This window comes from Mycobacterium sp. IDUB_28 (assembly GCF_055419285.1).
In genome coordinates this window covers 60,513-77,498 of sequence record NZ_JBVAXK010000001.1, presented here as the reverse complement: position 1 = coordinate 77,498, position 16,986 = coordinate 60,513, and the positions used below count along the sequence as shown (strand labels likewise).

Here is a 16,986-nt window from a genome sequence, read left to right as displayed (position 1 = left end):
CAGTCACCACCGGCTCGGCAATTATTCGCCGATCCAGGGATTCGACATCGGAATGGCCACAGAATTGGCGGCCATTTGGTCGACGGCGGTGTAGGTCTGCGCGATCTGGGTCAATGCCGCACCGGCCCGGATGAGTTCTTGCTGGGCCGCCCGGTGCAAGTCCAACATCGCAGCGGCCTCGGCGTGAAATGCCATGACTGCCTGCACCGACACCTCGTCGGCGCCGGCCGGGGCGAGCCCGGTCACCGACATGCCCGCCCGGTCCCCGGCCTGCAGGGAACTGATGCCGATCTGGACCACCTGGCCGCCAATGTCGCCGACGACCGGATGAAATGTCATGGTCTGCATGTGTGTACTCCTGATTTCCTGCAGTGCAGAATTTCCTCCGCGTTTTGAAATCGGCGACTCTGCCATTCGGCACCGCGACAATTGCGATGCGTGCTGAGATCGAAACTAGGGGGCCGATACCGACATGTCCCGCTTGTGGGCGATAGTCGGAATAAGCGACGATTCTGCGGTTTTGCGCATTGTGCTCATGGTCTCGAAAAGGTGCATCCGGGTGGCCAGGAGCACCTTAGAATTGATGTGTTATAGCGCGGTGACCTGATGAGGGTGACCCGTCACGCGCGGCCCCGCCGCGCTTGCGATCACCATGTCGGAGTCGCCTACAGAACACAGGAGCAGCACGCAATGGCAATGGATTCCCTGTCCCACAATCCTGCCGCCGGTGATATCGGTTCGCAGCTGGTCGACATCGGTAGCCAGGGCATCAGCGCCGCCTCGACCGCAGCCATGTCGGTGCTGAGCGGGCTCATCCCCGCCGGCGGTGAAGAGGTGTCAGCGCAAGCGGTGCTCGCCTTCGCGCAGGAAGCTGCCACCATGCTGGCCTCCAACACCGCCGCTCAGGAAGAGTTGATGCGCACCGGGACTGCGCTGACCGATATCGCGCGCATGTACGGCGAGTCCGACGACGTCGCTGCGGGCGCGCTGGCGTTCAGTTCGACGCCGATGTCCAGGTTGGCCTCGATGAGCGGTGTGAGCGGCAGCGGAGTGGCCAGCGCAGCGGCGTTGCAGAGCCCGCTGAGCGCGGCCGCCGGGAGCCCGGTGGTTGCCGGCGTCGCTGAAGCAGCGTCGTCGCCGATGACATCGGCGGTGGCCGGCGCGGGCTCGTCGGCGATGGGTGGGGGTGCCCCCCTGGGAAGCGGAATGGGTGCCGGCGCACCCGCCGGTGGCGCCTCGAAAGCGGGATTGGCGTCCGCCAACGGGCCGAATGAGAATCAGGACGACGACCGTCGGGAGGTTACCGACGACGCCGCTGAGCGCCTGCTCTGAGCGTGACGGCGGTCTCCTACGCTGGGGGGCTGACACTCGATCGCGAAGGAGCGATGTTGTGACCGACGAACCTGACATGGTTTCCATCCTGCGGAACATGAAGGTCCCCGAGCGGATGACCGGCAGCCAGGCGTTGCGCAACTTTCTGCTTGTCTACGTCGACGACGAAGAGTCGATCGAAAACAACCCGGAACGACTCAAACAGCTCAACGGACTGATGATTCTGTCTCAACTGGAAGTCATCAATGCCTTGGGCGTCATGGAGGAGAACGTCCAGGCTCAAGTCGCCCAGCGGTCCCGCAAACGCAGGTGGTTATAAGCGTCTCGTACCGTGAGGTGTGCGCTGGATCATCGACGGGATGAATGTGATCGGCTGTCGCCCCGACGGATGGTGGAAAGACCGCCAGCGCGCCATGACCGTGCTGGTGCAGCGACTCGAGAAGTGGGCGCCGCCGGCAGACCGGGTGACGGTGGTCTTCGAACGCCCGCCGGCCACCGCGATCGGGTCCTCGGTGATCGATGTGGCGCATGCACCCAGGGCGGCGAACTCAGCCGACGACGAGATAGTCCGGCTGGTGCAGGCAGCCGCCCGACCCGGCGAGATTCGTGTCGTGACATCGGACAAGGGGCTGGCCGACCGCGTCCGCAGTCTCGGTGCGTCCGTGCACCGAGCGGAGAGTTTTCGCGACCTCATCGATCCACGCGGCGCCGAATCCGGAGGCTCACATCGTGATTGACAGGGCCCGGACTACGAACCGGGTCGCGGCGCTCGCGCGGATCGCTATCCCGATCATGCAGGCGCCGATGACCTACATCGCCGGTGCGCAACTGGCCGCGGCGGTGTCCAACGCCGGTGGTCTCGGCATCATCGAGACCACCTCCGAGCAGGGCCGGGCCGATCTGCGCCGGGTGCGCGACCTCACCGACCGGCCGGTCGGGGCCAACATCGCGCTGCTGTTCAACCGCGACCCGGCCATGGTAGATCTGTTGGTAGACAACGGAATCGCTTCGTGACCACTTCAGCCGGGGGCCCCGCGCTGTTCACTGCTCGCCTGCACGACGCGGGTATCACCGTCTTTCACGTGGTGGGTACCCTGGCTGCCGCCCGGAAAGCCGTCGACGCCGGCGTGGACGGCCTCATCGTCGAAGGTGTCGAGGGCGGTGGCTTCAAGAACCGGTTCGGCGCCTCGACCATGGTGCTGTTGCCGTTGGTCGCGGCCCACGTCGACATCCCGATCGTGGCGGCGGGAGGCATCTGCGATGCGCGGTCGATGGCCGCCGCGCTCGTCCTCGGGGCGGAAGGCGTGCAGATGGGCACCCGGTTACTGGCCTCGGCGGACTCGCCGGTGCACGGCAACCTCAAGGAGGCGGTGGTGCGCGCCGACGAGACGGGCACCGTGCTGCTCCCCCTGGACGGCAGAAGAATGATGCGGGTCATCCGCACCGCTGCTGCCGAAAAGCTGGACGCTTCAGCGTCTTTGGCCGAGGGCAGTGCCGCCCTGCAGCGGGTGCAACGGCTTTACTTCGACGGCGACATGGACGCCAGTGTCGCCAACACCGGTCAGGTCGCCGGCCGTATCGAGGATCTGCCGTCGGCCGCCGACATCATCACCGCGATGTGGGCCGGCTGCCGGGAGGTGCTGACCGCGACCGCAGACCGGCTGGACAGGTCCTCGCGGGGTTAGGCCGGATTACCCGCCCAACGCGGCCAGCGCCGCGTCGTAGTCGGGCTCCTGCGCGATCTCAGGCACCAACTCGGTGTAGGCGACCTTGCCGTCGGCACCGATCACCACGACGGCGCGGGCCAGCAGTCCGGCCATCGGACCATCGGCGATGGTGACGCCGTAGTCCTCGCCGAAACTGTCCCGGAACGCCGATCCTGTCGTCACGTTCTCGGTGCCCTCGGCACCGCAGAACCGCTTCTGCGCGAACGGCAGGTCCTTGGATACGCACACCACCGATGCCCCGGTGGCGCCGGCGCGCTCATTGAACGTCTTCACGCTCTTGGCGCAGACCGGTGTGTCGACCGAGGGAAAGATGTTGAGCAGCACGGATTTACCGTTGAACTGATCGCTGCTGACCGGGCCCAGATCGCCACCGGTCAGGGTGAAGTCAGGTGCCGGGGACCCGACGGCGGGAAGCTCGCCGACGGTGTTGATCGCATTTCCGCGCAAGGTTATCTGTGCCATGCCCACAGTCTGCCAAGGTGCCGGCCCGGGGCTGTGCCCGGGTCCGCATGTCTTATTTTGTTGGCACCATGGCGTAGACGACATGGTTTTGTTGGCCAAGACTGAGGCCATGGCACGAAAAATCGTGATCGTCGGCTTCCCGGGGGTGCAGGCGCTCGATGTGATCGGGCCCTACGAAGTGTTCACCGGCGCTTCGTTGCTGACCGAAGGCGGATACGACGTCGTGGTGGCCGCGGCCAATGGACAACCGGTCACCACGGCCACCGGGCTGGGCTTCACCGCCGCGCCCCTTCCCGCCCCGCGCGAACGCATCGACACCGTGGTGCTGCCCGGTGGTGGCGGCGTCGACGCCGCACGGGCCGACGCCGGATTCGTGGACTGGATCAAAGCAGTGGCCCGGACCGCACGACGCGTCGTCACCGTCTGCACGGGAGCATTCCTGGCCGCCGAAGCCGGATTGTTGGACGGGCATCGGGCCACCACACACTGGGCGTTCGCCGACCGGTTGGCCACAGAGTTCCCGAACATCGAGGTCGATCCCGACCCGATCTTCGTGCGCAGCAGCGAACGGATATGGACAGCCGCCGGTGTCGCCGCGGGCATCGACCTGGCGCTGTCGCTGGTCGAGGACGACCACGGCACCGAGATTGCGCAGACGGTGGCCCGCTGGCTGGTGCTCTATCTGCGCCGGCCCGGGGGCCAGACCCAGTTCGCCGCACCGGTGTGGATGCCGCGCGCGAAACGGACGTCGATCCGCGACGTGCAGGAGGCCATCGAGTCCGAGCCCGGCGCATCGCACAGCGTCGAGGATCTGGCCCGGCGGGCGGCGATGAGCCCTCGGCATTTCACCCGGGTGTTCACCGAGGAAATCGGTGAGGCGCCCGGGCAGTACGTCGAGCGGATCCGCACCGAGGCCGCGCGTCGTCAGTTGGAGGAGACCGACGACACCGTCGTGGCAATCGCTTCGCGCTGCGGATTCGGGACGGCGGAAACCATGCGGCGCAACTTCATTCGCCGGGTCGGCATCCCGCCCGACCAGTACCGCAAAGCGTTTGTCTGACCCGTAACCACACGCTAGGAGAATCCCGATGACCCAGATCGCCTTCGTGGCCTACCCGGATTTCACCGCACTCGACATGATCGGGCCCTACGAGATCCTGCGCCAGCTGCCGCACACCGAGGTGCGCTTCGTCTGGCACGACGTCGGGCCGGTCACCGCCGACTCCGGAGTGCTGGTGATCGGCGCCACGCACTCGCTGGCCGAAACGCCCTCCCCCGACGTGATTCTGGTGCCGGGCGGGCCCGGGACACCGGTGCACGCCCGCGATGAGAAGCTGCTCGAGTGGCTGCGCCAAGCACATCGGACGGCGAGCTGGACCACGTCGGTGTGCTCTGGATCGGTGATTCTGGCGGCCGCCGGCCTGCTCAAGGGCCGGCGCGCGACGTCGCACTGGCTGACCATCCCGGCACTGAAAGCGTTTGGCGCGATTCCCGTCACCGATGAACGAATTGTGCACGAGGACAACATCATCACCAGCGCGGGAGTTTCCGCGGGTCTCGACCTCGGCCTGTGGCTGGCCGGTCAGATGGGCGGGGAAGGCCGCGCCAAGGCGATCCAGCTGGCCCTCGAGTACGACCCGCAGCCACCGTTCGACAGCGGCCATCTGTCCAAGGCATCGGCCACCACCAAAGCCGCCGCCACCGCGCTGCTGTCCAGGGACAGCGCCCGGCCGGCCATGCTCAAAGCCGCGACAATGTTGGCCTGGCAGCAGGCGCTGAACGCTGCCCGCTCGCGCCGGCGCAAGCGGTCGTCGGCCTCGAGCTAGGCCTTGGGTTCGGGGAACTTCGTGGACGCGAACCGGCCGCCGGCCTCCAGCCAGGCGCCGACGACGCCGGGCGCGTCACGGTTGGGGTTGTAGATGTCCTCTTCGCTGCTGAACAGACCGTCGCCGGCGTAGACCAGCCGGGTCCAGTTCGGGAACCAGAACGGCTCTCCGTCGGGGTCGGTGGGGTGATCGAGCAGGTTCCTGATCATGATCACCACGGCATCGTTGTCTTCGTCGTAGGCGGTCCAGTCCGAGGGAAACCGCATGTGCGGGAACGGCGCCATCACGGAGACGATCCATTCGCGCACCTCCTCGCGACCGTGGAAGGTCCCGTAGTGATGCTCGGTGTAGACCACGTCCTCGGTGAACAGATCCGCGAAGGGACGCCAATCGCCCGACGCGGAGCATCCTTCGACGACGGTCGTGTAGTGGCGGACGGCTTCCTCGATCTCTGCTTTGGCGAACTTGCCCATACCGGACAGACTAGATCCCATGACGGTGTTGGATCTGTTCGACTTGCACGGCAAGACGGCTTTGGTGACCGGAGCCTCCAGCGGTATCGGTAAGCAGGTGGCTCTGGCCTACGTCGAAGCCGGAGCCGAAGTGGCGATTGCCGCAAGGCATTTGGATGCTCTGACGGAGTTGGCCGAGCAGATCGCCGCGATGGGAGGCCGGGCGGTGCCCATCGTGTGCGACGTGACCCGGCAAGATCAGGTGACCGCCATGGTGGATCAGCTCACTGAGCACCTGGGCGGCATCGACATCGCGGTGTGCAATGCCGGCATCGTCTCGGACACCCCGATGCTGGAGATGTCGCTGCAGGAGTTTCAACGGATCCAGGACACCAACGTGACCGGGGTCTTCCTCACCGCCCAGGCCGCCGCCAAGGCAATGGTGCGGCAGGGCCGCGGCGGGTCCATCATCACCACCGCGTCGATGTCAGGTCATATCATCAACGTCCCGCAGCAGGTGGGTCACTACTGCACCACCAAGGCGGCGGTCATCCACCTCACCAAAGCGATGGCGGTCGAATTCGCGCCATACGAGATCCGGGTCAACAGCATCAGTCCCGGGTACATCCGTACCGAGCTGGTCGAGCCGCTCGCCGACTATCACCGCGTGTGGGAGCCGAAGATCCCGATGGGACGGATCGGCCGGCCCGAAGAACTCACCGGCCTGTACCTCTACCTGGCCAGCGCGGCTTCCAGCTATATGACCGGATCCGACCTGATCATCGACGGCGGATACACCTGTCCGTGAGCCGGATTGCTACGCAACCAGGCAGGGCCGGCCGAACTGGGTCCGTACCCCTGGGGAGAACAGCGCGCGCAGCCGGTCGCCGCTGGGCGTGATTCCGGCAGCCGCCACCAGCTCGTCGTGCAGTTCCACGATCTCGGCGGCCTGCACCGTCCATTCCGCGTGTTGGTTCGGAACCCACCAGGTGCGTCCGGCCTTGCGGGTGTGCGCGCCCCAGCGGGCGGTGAGCCACACCTCGAGCGGTGTCGGGGTGATCGGCTCGCCGACGGTGACTGTCACCAGGCTGCGCAGCCCGCGCCGCGGCCAGCGCCGAACGCTGTGATAACTGATCTGGTTGCCGGACCGGGCGATGCGCATCTTGGCCCAGGTGTAGGGGACGCCCAGACCGATCCGGGTGACCGGCACGACTGCTAGACGCGCTGTCTCCAGCGACCGGAACAGCACTCCGTGGCGTCCGGCATCGTCGACCGAGTACAGCCGCACATTGGTCTCGTGGAACGTACCGAAGTATGGAAGTGGCAGCGCTGCAACAAGTTTGGTGCTGGTCATGGTGAACGGCACCAGCCCGACGTAGGTCAGGCCGTCGGCGAAGACGTCGGGCCGGGTGCCGGGCGGGTACAGATGCGCGATGCTGGCAGGCGTCACCGGCCAGTGCAGGAACGTCAGATCGGCCCAGTGCTGGTCGAAGGTGACCGGACGGATCAGGGGCGGCGGTCTCACCGGGAACCCCGCCAGCTCCGGGACCCGATCGGATCCCTCGGCCGACGGGTCGGTGGTCATCGGATCATGGTGACACGGCGTCGTGCCCGCCGAACGCGCCGCTCAGATACTGGACGCGGCAGGCCACCCGCGCGAGCTTGCCGCTGGTGGTACGCGGGATGGCCCCGGCCGGCAGGAACCGCACATCGGCGACCGACAACCGGTGGCGGGCCGCCACGGCCGCGCGGATCGCGTCGAGCGCAGGTGCCGGGTCAGCCCGCCCGGTGCCGGTGGCGCGCTCGGCGATGATGACCAGAGCGTGGCGGCCCTCGCGGGGCACCGTGAACGCCGTCGCGTAGCCCCGGCGCACCATCGGCGATGCTTCCGCGACGGTCGCCTCGATGTCCTGCGGGTAGTGGTGTGTGTCGTCGATGGTGATCAGATCGGCGATCCGGCCGGTGACGTAGAGTTCGCCGTCGACGTACACGGCCAGATCCCCGGTCCGCAGCCAGTCACCACCGATATCTGATCCGGCGGCGTGGCTACCCGTTCGGAGGGTGGCCCCCAGTTTGGCTCCGAAGGTCAGCCGCGTCTGTTCCGGCCGACGCCAGTAACCGCGGCCGACGTTGTCACCTTGCAGCCACGGTTCGCCGACCTGGCCATCCGGCAGTTCTGCTCCGGTCTCCGGATCCACGATCACCGCCCACAGGCTGCGGGCCACCTGCCCGCAGGACACCTGTGCGACGGCGGTGGGAGCGTCGGCAGCTACCTGGACCGCCCGGCCCGCACCGAGCTGCTCGCGGTCCAGATAGATCACCGACGTCTCGGCGGCGTGGTCGATGGTCGCGATCATCAGGGTCGCCTCGGCGATACCGTAGGACGGTTTGAATGCCTTGCGCGGCAACCCATATGAGGAGAACGCCTTATTGAATGCGGTCACCGCCTCGATGCTGACCGGTTCGGAACCGATGATCAGCACGACGTTGGCGAGGTCGATATCTTCACCGGGTGCGGGAAGTCCGCGCTGCGCGGCCCATTCGTAGGCGAAGTTCGGCGCCGCGGTGACGACGCGACCGGTGCGTGATCCCGCCGAGAGAGCCTGGATCCAGCGCTGCGGCCGGCGCACGAACGCCGTCGGGGACATCAGGGTGGTGTGGCCTCCGTAGACGGTGGGGAAGCCGATCATCGACAGGCCCATGTCGTGATACAGCGGCAGCCAGCTCACGCCGTGGGTGTTGCGGTTGAGCAGGTCGATCGACAGGATCATCTGCACCAGGTTGGTGGCCACCGCGCGGTGGGTGATCTCCACGCCGACAGGGGCCCGGGTGGCACCTGAGGTGTATTGCAGGTATGAGACCGCGTCCATGTCCAGCGCGACCGGAGCAAACCGGTCCTGGTCCGAGTCGGGAATTTCGTCGATGACCAGCACGCGCGGTGCCTGCAACCGGCTGACGTTTGCCAGAAACTGCTGCACCCCGTCGCGCGCCGCGGTCGTGGTGAGCACGACTTTCGGGGTCGAATCCAGTAGGGCTGTTTCCAGCCGCTCGGCGTGGCCCGGCAGTTCCGGTGCGAACAGTGGCACCGCGATGGTTCCCGCTTTGATTGCGGCGTAGTAGCCGGCGACCCAGTCGATGCTCTGGGGTGCCAGGATCGCGACCCGGTCGCCGGGTCCCGCGTGCTGCTGGATGTGCGCGCTGATGGCGCGCAGGCGCACCCCGAACTGAGTCCAGGTCACTTCCAGCGCGCGCCCGGCGCCCAGGCCGCTGTGGTCGAGGTAGCGGTATGCGATCTCGTCGCCGACGTACCTGATGTTGCGGTCGATCAACGAGATCAGCGTGGTGTCCGGCGGAAGGGCGATGTTGCCGTCCGTGGCCAGGCAATCCTCGATCTGCAGTAGCCCATCACGCACTGCAGGCTCCGGTCGGACACCGCCATCCATAACCGAAGTCTATAAATCGTCCTTGGCGCCCTCGGGCGGTGCGGGCGCTACTGCCCCGCGGCCGGCTCGTGCTCGCCGGGATCGTGATACGTCGCACCGAGACGCGGCACCTCCAACGGTCCGTCTTTGCGCGCCGCATCGACGGCGTTGGTGAGCAGCGGGGCCAACCCCGCGAACGAACCCACGTCGAACAGCAGCAGCGTCAGCAGACGGTTGTGCACGTATCCGAACGAGCTGCCCGTCTCCGGATCGGCCCATCCCACGGTGCCGCCCAGACCGATGTGGCCGTAACCTTCCAAAAAGCCTGGGACAGGCGATGATTGATAACCCTGGTGATAGGTGAAGGGCAGTCCCAGATTCAGGTCCGGCCACAACTCGGCTTTGCCTTTCATGCCTGATACCGCCTCGGACGACAACAGTCGCGTGCCGTCGATGACACCGTCGTTGGCCAGCACCGCGTACGTTTTTGCCAGGGCACGCGCGGTCACCACACCGTTGACCGCGGGCAGCTCGCCGTCCAGGAACGGCATGTCGTCCTGCAGCATCGACATGATGCCCGGGAAGTAGATCGAGCCCAGCAACCCGGAAAAGGACAGTCCGGCAACCTTGGGTGCGATGAAGTCCAGCAGCGGCGTCGGGATCTTGGCCTGGGGCAACAACGTCTGCGCCGCTTTGGTCGGGCAGTCCGCGGGTGGCCGGCCGAGGTGCAGGCCGTCGGTGTCCAGCGGTCGGGCGAGTTCCTCGCGGAACAGTTCCCGCATGCCCTTGCCGGTCACCGCACGGGCCAGGCCCGACAACAGCCAGCCGTAGGTGATCGCGTGGTAGGCCATCTTGCCGTGCGCACGGTCCACCGGCGCGGCGGCCAGCCGCTCCTCCATCAACAGGTGATCCATGATCGTGTCCTTGTCCACACCCTTCAGGTGTGACAGTCCGGCGCGGTGTCGCAGCATGTCGCTCACGGTGATCTCGGATTTGCCGTTCGCGCCGAACTCGGGCCAGTAGTCGGCGACCGGTGCGTCATAGCACAACAGGCCGCGGTCGACGAGGAGATGAATAATGGTGGCGGCTAACCCTTTTGTCGCGGAGAACACCATGGCCCCGGTGTCGGCGGTCCACGGTTCGTTGCCCTTGCGGTCCGAGTAGCCTGTCCAGACATCGACCACCTGCCGGCCGTCGATGAAGACCGAGAGCGCACCGCCGCCGAATATGCGCCCGGGATACAACCCGGCGAATGCCCGGATGACATTGAGAAAGCGGGAGTCGCAGGCACCCTGCACGCTCGACGGTAAGCCGTTGTCGGTGGTGAGAATCGACGGTTGCGCCATACCGTGAATCATGGCAGCCGCGCCGCGCGCCGTATAGGAATTGCGCGCTGTCGCGAACGGACTTATGACCCCGGCATCCAGATGCTTCCCAGCGACTCGACCATGGCGCCCGGATCCTGACTGTCGACGTTGCAGCTGACGGCGATCGCAGTGCGACGGTCGCTGCTGACCCGGAATGCCGTGAGGAAACCGGCCCAGGTGCCCGGGTGGTCGAGCATGCCGTTGGCGAGCGACTGGATTCCGGCGCCGTAGCGGTCGCCGCCGCCGGGGTCGGTTTCCACGGCTCCGGCCAGCTGTGCGTCGAGTAGAGTCGGGCCGCCGACCTTACCGGTGCGGTAGTTGTCGGCCCACCGGACCAACTGGCTCATGGTGGTCTGGATTCCGCGGTCGCCTACTTGTTCCCACTTGAAATCTGTGGCCTGAAAGTCGTTGTCGCCCTTGCTGTATGCCACTGCTTTATTGGGAACGCCCGCCACCGGTTCGAGCACCATGGTCAGGCCGAGCGGACGGAAGATCTCCGTGCTGAGGAAGTCCGCGAGGGACCGGCCGGAGACGCGGTGCACAATCTCGCCGAGCAACAGGTAGTTGGAATTGACGTACTCGTAGCGCGCGCCGGGCTTAGAGGTCAACTCCGGTACCGCGACCAGGGTCTGCAGGGCCTGGGCCTCGGTGGTGCGGTCGCTGAAGTTCAACCCCTGCTCTTGAAGCAGGCTGGTGTATTCGGGGATCCCACTGGTGTGATGCATCAGTTGCGCGAGGCTGACGTTTGCGGCCCACGGCGGCATTTCAGTGATGTACTTGGACAGCGGATCGTCCAAGGTCAGCTTGCCTGCCTGAACCAGGAGCAGGATTGCGGTGGCGGTGAATTGCTTTGAGACCGAAGCGATATCGAAAACCGTGTCCGCGGTGATCTTGGCTTTGTTGCTCAGGTTGGCAAGTCCGGCAACCCCGGTCCACGCCACCCGGCCCTCGATCCCGACGGCCGCCGAGCAGCCTGGCCCGTCGGCCTTGACCGCAGAGTCCAGCACATTCTGGCTAGCACCCGCCTGGGCGCCGGAGGCTGCCGCGGTGCTGCCGGTGCTGGATTGAGTGGCGGGCGTGCGGGCTGGGCTGCTGCACCCGCCGAGAAGCAGCGCTGCCACCAGCAACGCGCCGCTGCGGCGATAAGGTAGTGAGGATCTCATATGTTGTCCCGCAATCTCATTGGCCATATTCCCGGTCAGGTGTCGGTTTGGAGAAGCCGTCCGACAACCGATCGGGTCGGGTCGGCTTCGCGCTCGGCGATCATCAATTCGATGCCGGTTTCAATCGCCGCCGCGGTGCGTTCACGGACCTTGCGCGCTGCGTGGCCGTCGGCTTCCCGGCCCTTGAACGTTCAGCCTGCGCAGCGGCTTCAGCAACGTGAGCATCGCAGCGATGTCGGCCTGGTGTGGGTGCCATCTCAACGGCATCGGCGTTCGGCACACCGTGAGTATGCCCCGGCAGCGGCGCCGCGTGGACGATTCCGCGACCTGCGGTACGTGACCCGCCCGGATCGGTGGTGCGCGGGTGCGCGATAGGGTACGCGGCAGCATCATTCCAGGTCGGATACCTCAGGAGTCAGCCATGTCGGGTCGGAAGTTCACGTTCGAGGTCAACAAGACCACCAGCGCGCCCCCCGCGACGGTATTCCAGCTGGTGGCCGACGGTGGCAACTGGTCCAGCTGGGCGAAACCGATCGTCGTGTCGTCGAGCTGGGTCCGCCAGGGCGACCCGGCTCCCGGGGGCGTAGGGGCGGTCCGCAAGCTGGGGATGTGGCCGGTGTTCGTGCAGGAGGAAACCACTGCCTATGAGCAGGATCGGCGGCACGCCTACAAGCTGGTGGGTCCGCGGCAGCCGGTCACCGACTATGTCGCCGAAGTGGTCCTCACACCGAACTCGTCGGGTGGCACCGACATCCGTTGGAGTGGCTCGTTCATCGAGAAGGCCCGGGGTACCGGACCAGCCGCCCGCGCGGCGATGGGCGGCGCAGTCAAATTCTTCGCAGGCCAGCTGGTAAAGGCTGCCGAGCGGCAATCTGGCGCTCAGTAGTCCTGCCGCGCAACACTTTTCGCCGTTCCTGGACGGTTTGGCCAAGGTAGCGGGTGGCGGCGAAATCCGTCCGGCGGCTGCCGTCCTGGCGGCTATCCGACCTCGTCCTGGTACTTCTTGGTCATGTGCTCGATGGCCTGCAACTGCGTCTGAGCCAGGCTGTCGCGCATCTGTCCGGCTCGCGCGGCGGCGTCTAAGGTGGGTTGGGCCTGTCCCTGGAAGTGCGGCATCACTTCGGCGGCGAACAACTCGGCTGACCGCCTGGTCGCTGCCGGGTTGGCCCACTCATGACCCATCTGCAGCATGCAGCCGAATCCGCCCGATTGGTCCCATAACCGCTGGATCTGTTCGCGGGCGCGTTCGGGCGTGCCGATCACGCCGGCGCCGTTGCCGTTGATCATGTCGATCATCTCGTCGAGCCGGTCGCCCGGCATCGTCATCTGCGGGAATGCGGCGACCTTCTGGAAGTAGCGGAACCAGGGCTCGATGCCGAATTTTACGTCGGCACGGGCCTGTTCGTCGGTCTCGGCGATGTGCATCGGTCCGACCAGGCTCCAGTTGCTGCGGTCGACGTGGGCACCGAATTTGGCGGCGCGCTCCTCGACGATGCCCCAGTGGTAGGCCAGCGCGTCGAACCCTTCGATGGTCAGGGTCGCTCCGATCGACAACAGCCCGATGCCGTGCTTGCCGGCCAACCGCGCTCCCGTCGGCGACGCGACCGCGGCCACCGCCAAGGGAATCCCGCTGGCCGAGTAGGGAGCGAGCTGCAATTTGGCGTCGAACAATTGGTGGGTGGCGGTCTTGGCGGTCACCGTCTCCCCCGCCAGCAGACGCACCACGATGTCGAGATTGGACTCGAGTAGCTCGCGTGTGTCTGTCGGGGTCAGCCCGATCATGGCGGAGTCGGTCGGCAGTGATCCGGGGCCAACTCCGCCGATGATGCGTCCGTGGGTGAGATGGTCGAGCAGCATCAGCCGGTCCGCGACCCACAGCGGGTTGTGATAGGACAGCGAAATCACTCCGGTGCCGAATCGTATCCGCTTGGCGCGCTGAGCCGCTGCTCCGATGAAAACCTCTGGCGAGCTGATGATCTCGCTGCCTGCCGAGTGGTGTTCGCCGATCCACGCCTCGTCGAAACCGAGGGAGTCGAGGTGCTCGACGAACTCCAAGTCACGTTGCAGCGCAAGCGTGGGATTGGTGCCGGCGCGGTGGAATGGCGCGATGAAGTATCCGAACCTGAGCTTCTCCATCGGGGCTCCCTTGCGATCGGCCTGGACGAACTTTAGCCCGACGACAATGCCCGCCGGGATGGCGGGTTGAGGAGTCGGGCGGTCGGGTCGGGCCGACGACAATGCCCGCCGGGATGGCGGGTTGAGGGTCGGGCAGTCGGGTCGGGCCGACGACGATGCCCGCCGGGATGGCGGGTTGAGGGTCGGGCAGTCGGGTCGGGCCGACAACGCAAACGAGGACCGGTAGTTACCGGTCCTCGTTCGTCTCCGTCAACGACGTCGGATGATCACGGGAAGCCCCCGCAGAGGTTGCCGACGCAACCGCCGCCGCCACCCGGTCCGCCGCCGCCACCGCCGACCCCGGGAATGGTGCCGCTACCGCCGCCCGGCCCGCCGCCACCGGTCGGCCCGCCAGGCACGCTGCCGCCGCCGCCGTCGGGTCCACCACCGCCGCCGGGGCCGCCGGGTACCGTGCCGCCGCCACCGCCGGGCCCGCCGCCACCGGTGGGGCCGCCCGGGACGCTGCCGCCGCCACCGCCGGGACCACCGGTACCACCGGGCGAAGTTTCGGTCGGTGCGCCGGACGGGGCCGTGGTGCTGGTGGCCGGGGTTGTCGTCGGCGTAGTGCTGCTACTCGGGGACTTGTTGTCGCCGCCACCGCAGGCCACTGCCATAAGAAGCATGGCGCCACCGCCGAAGGCGGCAAACGCCGTCTTGACTTGAGATCTCATCAGACTCACCAATCTTCACTCTTGTCGCGCATGTGCCGGGGTCGCATACCCCCTAATCTGACGCCGGAAACTCGGGGGCGGCGCCCTCGGTTTCCGGCCTGCCTGCCGTGGTCGTATGAGTCACATTGTCTGGACTTGGGTTTCGGCGCGGGTCGTGAGCTGCGCGTGCGCAGGTCCGTTGCCACGGGTTTCTGCGGGAAATTCGGCGCTCACGTGGCTTGACGCAAGTCAATTCGGTTCACACCGGCGCGGTGTCCATTAAGCGCAATTAATCGCATTTTTCCATTGTGTCAATTTGCAGTGTATTTGAGTCACATATGTGGCGCTATGTTGCGTAGCCCTGCCCACTTCGCGGCACACGCAGGGTGACTGCTGGTGGCTGAGTTCCGTTGGGGTGCTTGAAGGCCCACCGCACGCGGCAGCTCTCGCCGTTGACATCAGGGGGTGGAACTTCTGCTCCAATGTCGATTTGTAAAGCAGATTGTCACTGAGACCGTAAGATAATCACATTTAGATAACGGTTGAATAGCGATTTGATAAATAAGACTCCTCGGCCTGGGGGTCGCCCGTAGCTTGTCGGCTACGACACAGCTTGCTGGCGACTGTGGGTCGGGGGGCCCGTATCCGGTTGTCACAAACTGCGATTGGCGCTTGTCCCCTGAGAGAGGTTGAGACGATGAACTATTCAGTGCTGCCGCCCGAGGTCAACTCGGCACTGATATTCGCCGGCGCGGGAACCGAGCCGATGCTGGCGGCTGCGGCAGCCTGGGAGGGTCTTGCAGATGAATTGTCCTCTGCCGCAGCGACCTTCGAATCAGTAACGGCCGGATTGGTCGATGGAGCTTGGCAGGGATCGGCGGCCGCGGCGATGATGGCTGCCGCAGCCCCCTATGCCGGCTGGCTCAGTGCCACGGCATCGCATGCCGGACAAGCCGCGGCGCAGGCAGGTGCCATGGCGGCCGAGTTCGAGGCCGTCGCGTCGGCGATCGTGCATCCGGAGCTGATTGCAGCTAATCGCAACGCCTTTGTGTCACTGGTGTTGTCCAACATCTTCGGACAGAACGCTCCCGCGATCGCGTCCGCGGAAGCGCTCTACGAGGAGATGTGGGCGCTGGACGTCTCGGTGATGTCCGCCTACCACGTCGGCGCCTCCGCTGCGGTATCCGCGCTGACGCCGTTCGTGCAACCGCTACAGAGTCTGGTCGGAGGCATGAGCGCTGGAGCGGCAATGGTAGGTCCACTGGCAGCCGCCGCGGTACCGGAGCGATCCCTCAATCTGAGCCTGATCCCGCCCATCGCAGGCATTGGAAATCTCGGTTTCGGGAATGTCGGACTGACTAATTTCGGCAACGCAAACTTCGGCGACTTCAACCTCGGTTCCGGGAACCTCGGTAGCTCGAACTTCGGCTGGGGAAACCTGGGCGGCAATAACTTCGGGCTCGGCAACCTCGGTAGCGGCAATATCGGCTTCGGCAACATCGGCGTCGGTAACTTCGGCTTCGGAAACACGGGTAACGGCAACATCGGTATCGGGCTGGCCGGCAACGGTCAGATCGGCATCGGCGGTCTCAACTCCGGCTCTGGCAACTTCGGGTTGTTCAACTCGGGGAACGGCAATATCGGCTTCTTCAACTCCGGAAGCGGCAACTTCGGCATCGGCAACTCCGGCGACTTCAACACCGGTTTGTGGAACTCCGGCCGGGCCAACACCGGCTTTTTGAATGCGGGATCGTTCAACACCGGGTTCCTGGACGTCGGCAACGCGAATACCGGCACCTACAACGTCGGCAACTTCAACATGGGGGACTTCAACACCGCCTCCTCGAACACAGGTTCCTTCAACAACGGTGCGTCTAACACCGGCTTCTTCAACCAAGGAAACCTGAACACCGGGTTCCTGAACCTCGGGGACATGAACAACGGCCTGTTCAACACCGGCCAATTGAACAACGGCGTCTTCTACCAGGGCACCGGCCAGGGCAACCTGTTCTTCTCGATCGCAACTCCCGACATCACGTTGCCGCCGTTGGAGATACAGGCGATCACCGTCCCCGCCTTTGAGCTGCCGGCACTGCACATTCCGGGAATTTACGTTCCGCCCTTTGTCATCCCCGCCGGCACGACGTTGGCCGCATTCAATCTCCCGCGGTTGACCATCCCGGATTTGACTATTCCGCCGATTTCGATTGCGGCGGGTACGACGTTGGCCGCCTTCAATCTGCCTAGTTTGACGATTCCGGATTTGACTATTCCGCCGATTTCGATTGCGCCGGGTACGGCGTTGGGTGCGTTTGATCTGCCGAGTTTGACCATTCCGGATTTGACTATTCCGCCGATTTCGATTGCGGCGGGTACGACGTTGGCCGCCTTCAATCTGCCTAGTTTGACG

Annotated in this window: 17 protein-coding genes and 2 pseudogenes; 9 read left to right on the top strand and 10 right to left on the bottom strand. The window is 65.6% G+C overall.

Features of this window, described 5'->3' with window-relative positions:
* Positions 1 to 21: 21 nt before the first annotated feature.
* A complete protein-coding gene (locus tag ACZYZ9_RS00415; protein ID WP_463824267.1) occupies positions 22 to 348 on the bottom strand; it encodes a PE family protein in 327 nt (108 codons plus the stop codon).
* A 342-nt stretch (positions 349 to 690) separates the two neighbouring features.
* Between ACZYZ9_RS00415 and ACZYZ9_RS00410 the strand changes: the two genes are divergently transcribed.
* The 4 genes and pseudogenes from ACZYZ9_RS00410 (at position 691) to ACZYZ9_RS00395 (ending at position 3,017) form a co-directional block, all read left to right on the top strand.
* The gene (locus ACZYZ9_RS00410; RefSeq protein WP_463824266.1) at positions 691 to 1,332 is read left to right on the top strand and encodes a PE family protein; all 642 of its coding nucleotides are present in this window, start codon (positions 691 to 693) and stop codon (positions 1,330 to 1,332) included.
* A gap of 58 nt (positions 1,333 to 1,390) precedes the next feature.
* Positions 1,391 to 1,651: a hypothetical protein gene (locus ACZYZ9_RS00405; RefSeq protein WP_463824265.1), complete on the top strand. Its 261-nt coding sequence runs from the start codon at positions 1,391 to 1,393 to the stop codon at positions 1,649 to 1,651.
* A 19-nt stretch (positions 1,652 to 1,670) separates the two neighbouring features.
* On the top strand, positions 1,671 to 2,069 hold the full coding sequence (locus tag ACZYZ9_RS00400; protein ID WP_463824264.1) for an NYN domain-containing protein: 399 nt from the start codon (positions 1,671 to 1,673) through the stop codon (positions 2,067 to 2,069).
* Between the two features lie 67 nt (positions 2,070 to 2,136).
* Positions 2,137 to 3,017, top strand: a pseudogene (locus ACZYZ9_RS00395) (NAD(P)H-dependent flavin oxidoreductase).
* A gap of 6 nt (positions 3,018 to 3,023) precedes the next feature.
* Here ACZYZ9_RS00395 and tpx read toward each other — a convergent pair.
* Positions 3,024 to 3,521 carry a thiol peroxidase gene (gene tpx, locus ACZYZ9_RS00390; protein WP_463824263.1) on the bottom strand — a complete coding sequence of 166 codons (498 nt, stop codon included), beginning with the start codon at positions 3,519 to 3,521 and terminating at the stop codon, positions 3,024 to 3,026.
* A 109-nt stretch (positions 3,522 to 3,630) separates the two neighbouring features.
* On the opposite strand from tpx, the gene ACZYZ9_RS00385 reads away from it, so the two are divergent.
* Positions 3,631 to 4,581 (top strand): GlxA family transcriptional regulator, encoded by a 951-nt coding sequence (locus tag ACZYZ9_RS00385; RefSeq protein ID WP_463824262.1) that lies wholly within the window; start codon positions 3,631 to 3,633, stop codon positions 4,579 to 4,581.
* A 28-nt stretch (positions 4,582 to 4,609) separates the two neighbouring features.
* On the top strand, positions 4,610 to 5,347 hold the full coding sequence (locus tag ACZYZ9_RS00380) for a DJ-1/PfpI family protein (RefSeq protein WP_463824261.1): 738 nt from the start codon (positions 4,610 to 4,612) through the stop codon (positions 5,345 to 5,347).
* Here ACZYZ9_RS00380 and ACZYZ9_RS00375 read toward each other — a convergent pair.
* A complete protein-coding gene (locus ACZYZ9_RS00375; protein WP_463824260.1) occupies positions 5,344 to 5,820 on the bottom strand; it encodes a nuclear transport factor 2 family protein in 477 nt (158 codons plus the stop codon). The genes ACZYZ9_RS00380 and ACZYZ9_RS00375 overlap by 4 nt on opposite strands.
* 19 nt (positions 5,821 to 5,839) lie before the next feature.
* Between ACZYZ9_RS00375 and ACZYZ9_RS00370 the strand changes: the two genes are divergently transcribed.
* Positions 5,840 to 6,607 (top strand): SDR family oxidoreductase, encoded by a 768-nt coding sequence (locus ACZYZ9_RS00370; protein WP_463824259.1) that lies wholly within the window; start codon positions 5,840 to 5,842, stop codon positions 6,605 to 6,607.
* Between the two features lie 9 nt (positions 6,608 to 6,616).
* Here ACZYZ9_RS00370 and ACZYZ9_RS00365 read toward each other — a convergent pair whose 3' ends face one another.
* The 5 genes and pseudogenes from ACZYZ9_RS00365 to ACZYZ9_RS00345 form a co-directional block, all read right to left on the bottom strand.
* The gene (locus ACZYZ9_RS00365) at positions 6,617 to 7,384 is read right to left on the bottom strand and encodes a YqjF family protein (protein ID WP_463824258.1); all 768 of its coding nucleotides are present in this window, start codon (positions 7,382 to 7,384) and stop codon (positions 6,617 to 6,619) included.
* 4 nt (positions 7,385 to 7,388) lie between these two features.
* Positions 7,389 to 9,242: a fatty acyl-AMP ligase gene (locus ACZYZ9_RS00360; RefSeq protein ID WP_463824257.1), complete on the bottom strand. Its 1,854-nt coding sequence runs from the start codon at positions 9,240 to 9,242 to the stop codon at positions 7,389 to 7,391.
* A gap of 47 nt (positions 9,243 to 9,289) precedes the next feature.
* The gene (gene lipD / locus ACZYZ9_RS00355; RefSeq protein WP_463824256.1) at positions 9,290 to 10,567 is read right to left on the bottom strand and encodes a lipase LipD; all 1,278 of its coding nucleotides are present in this window, start codon (positions 10,565 to 10,567) and stop codon (positions 9,290 to 9,292) included.
* A 62-nt stretch (positions 10,568 to 10,629) separates the two neighbouring features.
* A complete protein-coding gene (locus ACZYZ9_RS00350) occupies positions 10,630 to 11,751 on the bottom strand; it encodes a serine hydrolase domain-containing protein (RefSeq protein ID WP_463824255.1) in 1,122 nt (373 codons plus the stop codon).
* Between the two features lie 35 nt (positions 11,752 to 11,786).
* Positions 11,787 to 11,939 (bottom strand): annotated as a pseudogene (locus ACZYZ9_RS00345) (lysophospholipid acyltransferase family protein); the annotation flags it as partial.
* A gap of 233 nt (positions 11,940 to 12,172) precedes the next feature.
* Between ACZYZ9_RS00345 and ACZYZ9_RS00340 the strand changes: the two are divergent.
* Entirely contained in the window at positions 12,173 to 12,637 is a 465-nt protein-coding gene (locus ACZYZ9_RS00340) for an SRPBCC family protein (protein WP_463824254.1), read from the top strand.
* 92 nt (positions 12,638 to 12,729) lie between these two features.
* Here the strand turns inward: ACZYZ9_RS00340 and ACZYZ9_RS00335 are convergent, their stop codons facing one another.
* A complete protein-coding gene (locus ACZYZ9_RS00335; RefSeq protein ID WP_463824253.1) occupies positions 12,730 to 13,887 on the bottom strand; it encodes an LLM class flavin-dependent oxidoreductase in 1,158 nt (385 codons plus the stop codon).
* Between the two features lie 266 nt (positions 13,888 to 14,153).
* A complete protein-coding gene (locus tag ACZYZ9_RS00330; protein WP_463824252.1) occupies positions 14,154 to 14,597 on the bottom strand; it encodes a hypothetical protein in 444 nt (147 codons plus the stop codon).
* A gap of 676 nt (positions 14,598 to 15,273) precedes the next feature.
* Here ACZYZ9_RS00330 and ACZYZ9_RS00325 point away from each other — a divergent pair.
* Positions 15,274 to 16,986: PPE domain-containing protein (locus ACZYZ9_RS00325; RefSeq protein WP_463824251.1), on the top strand; the 1,713-nt coding region annotated here is incomplete at its 3' end.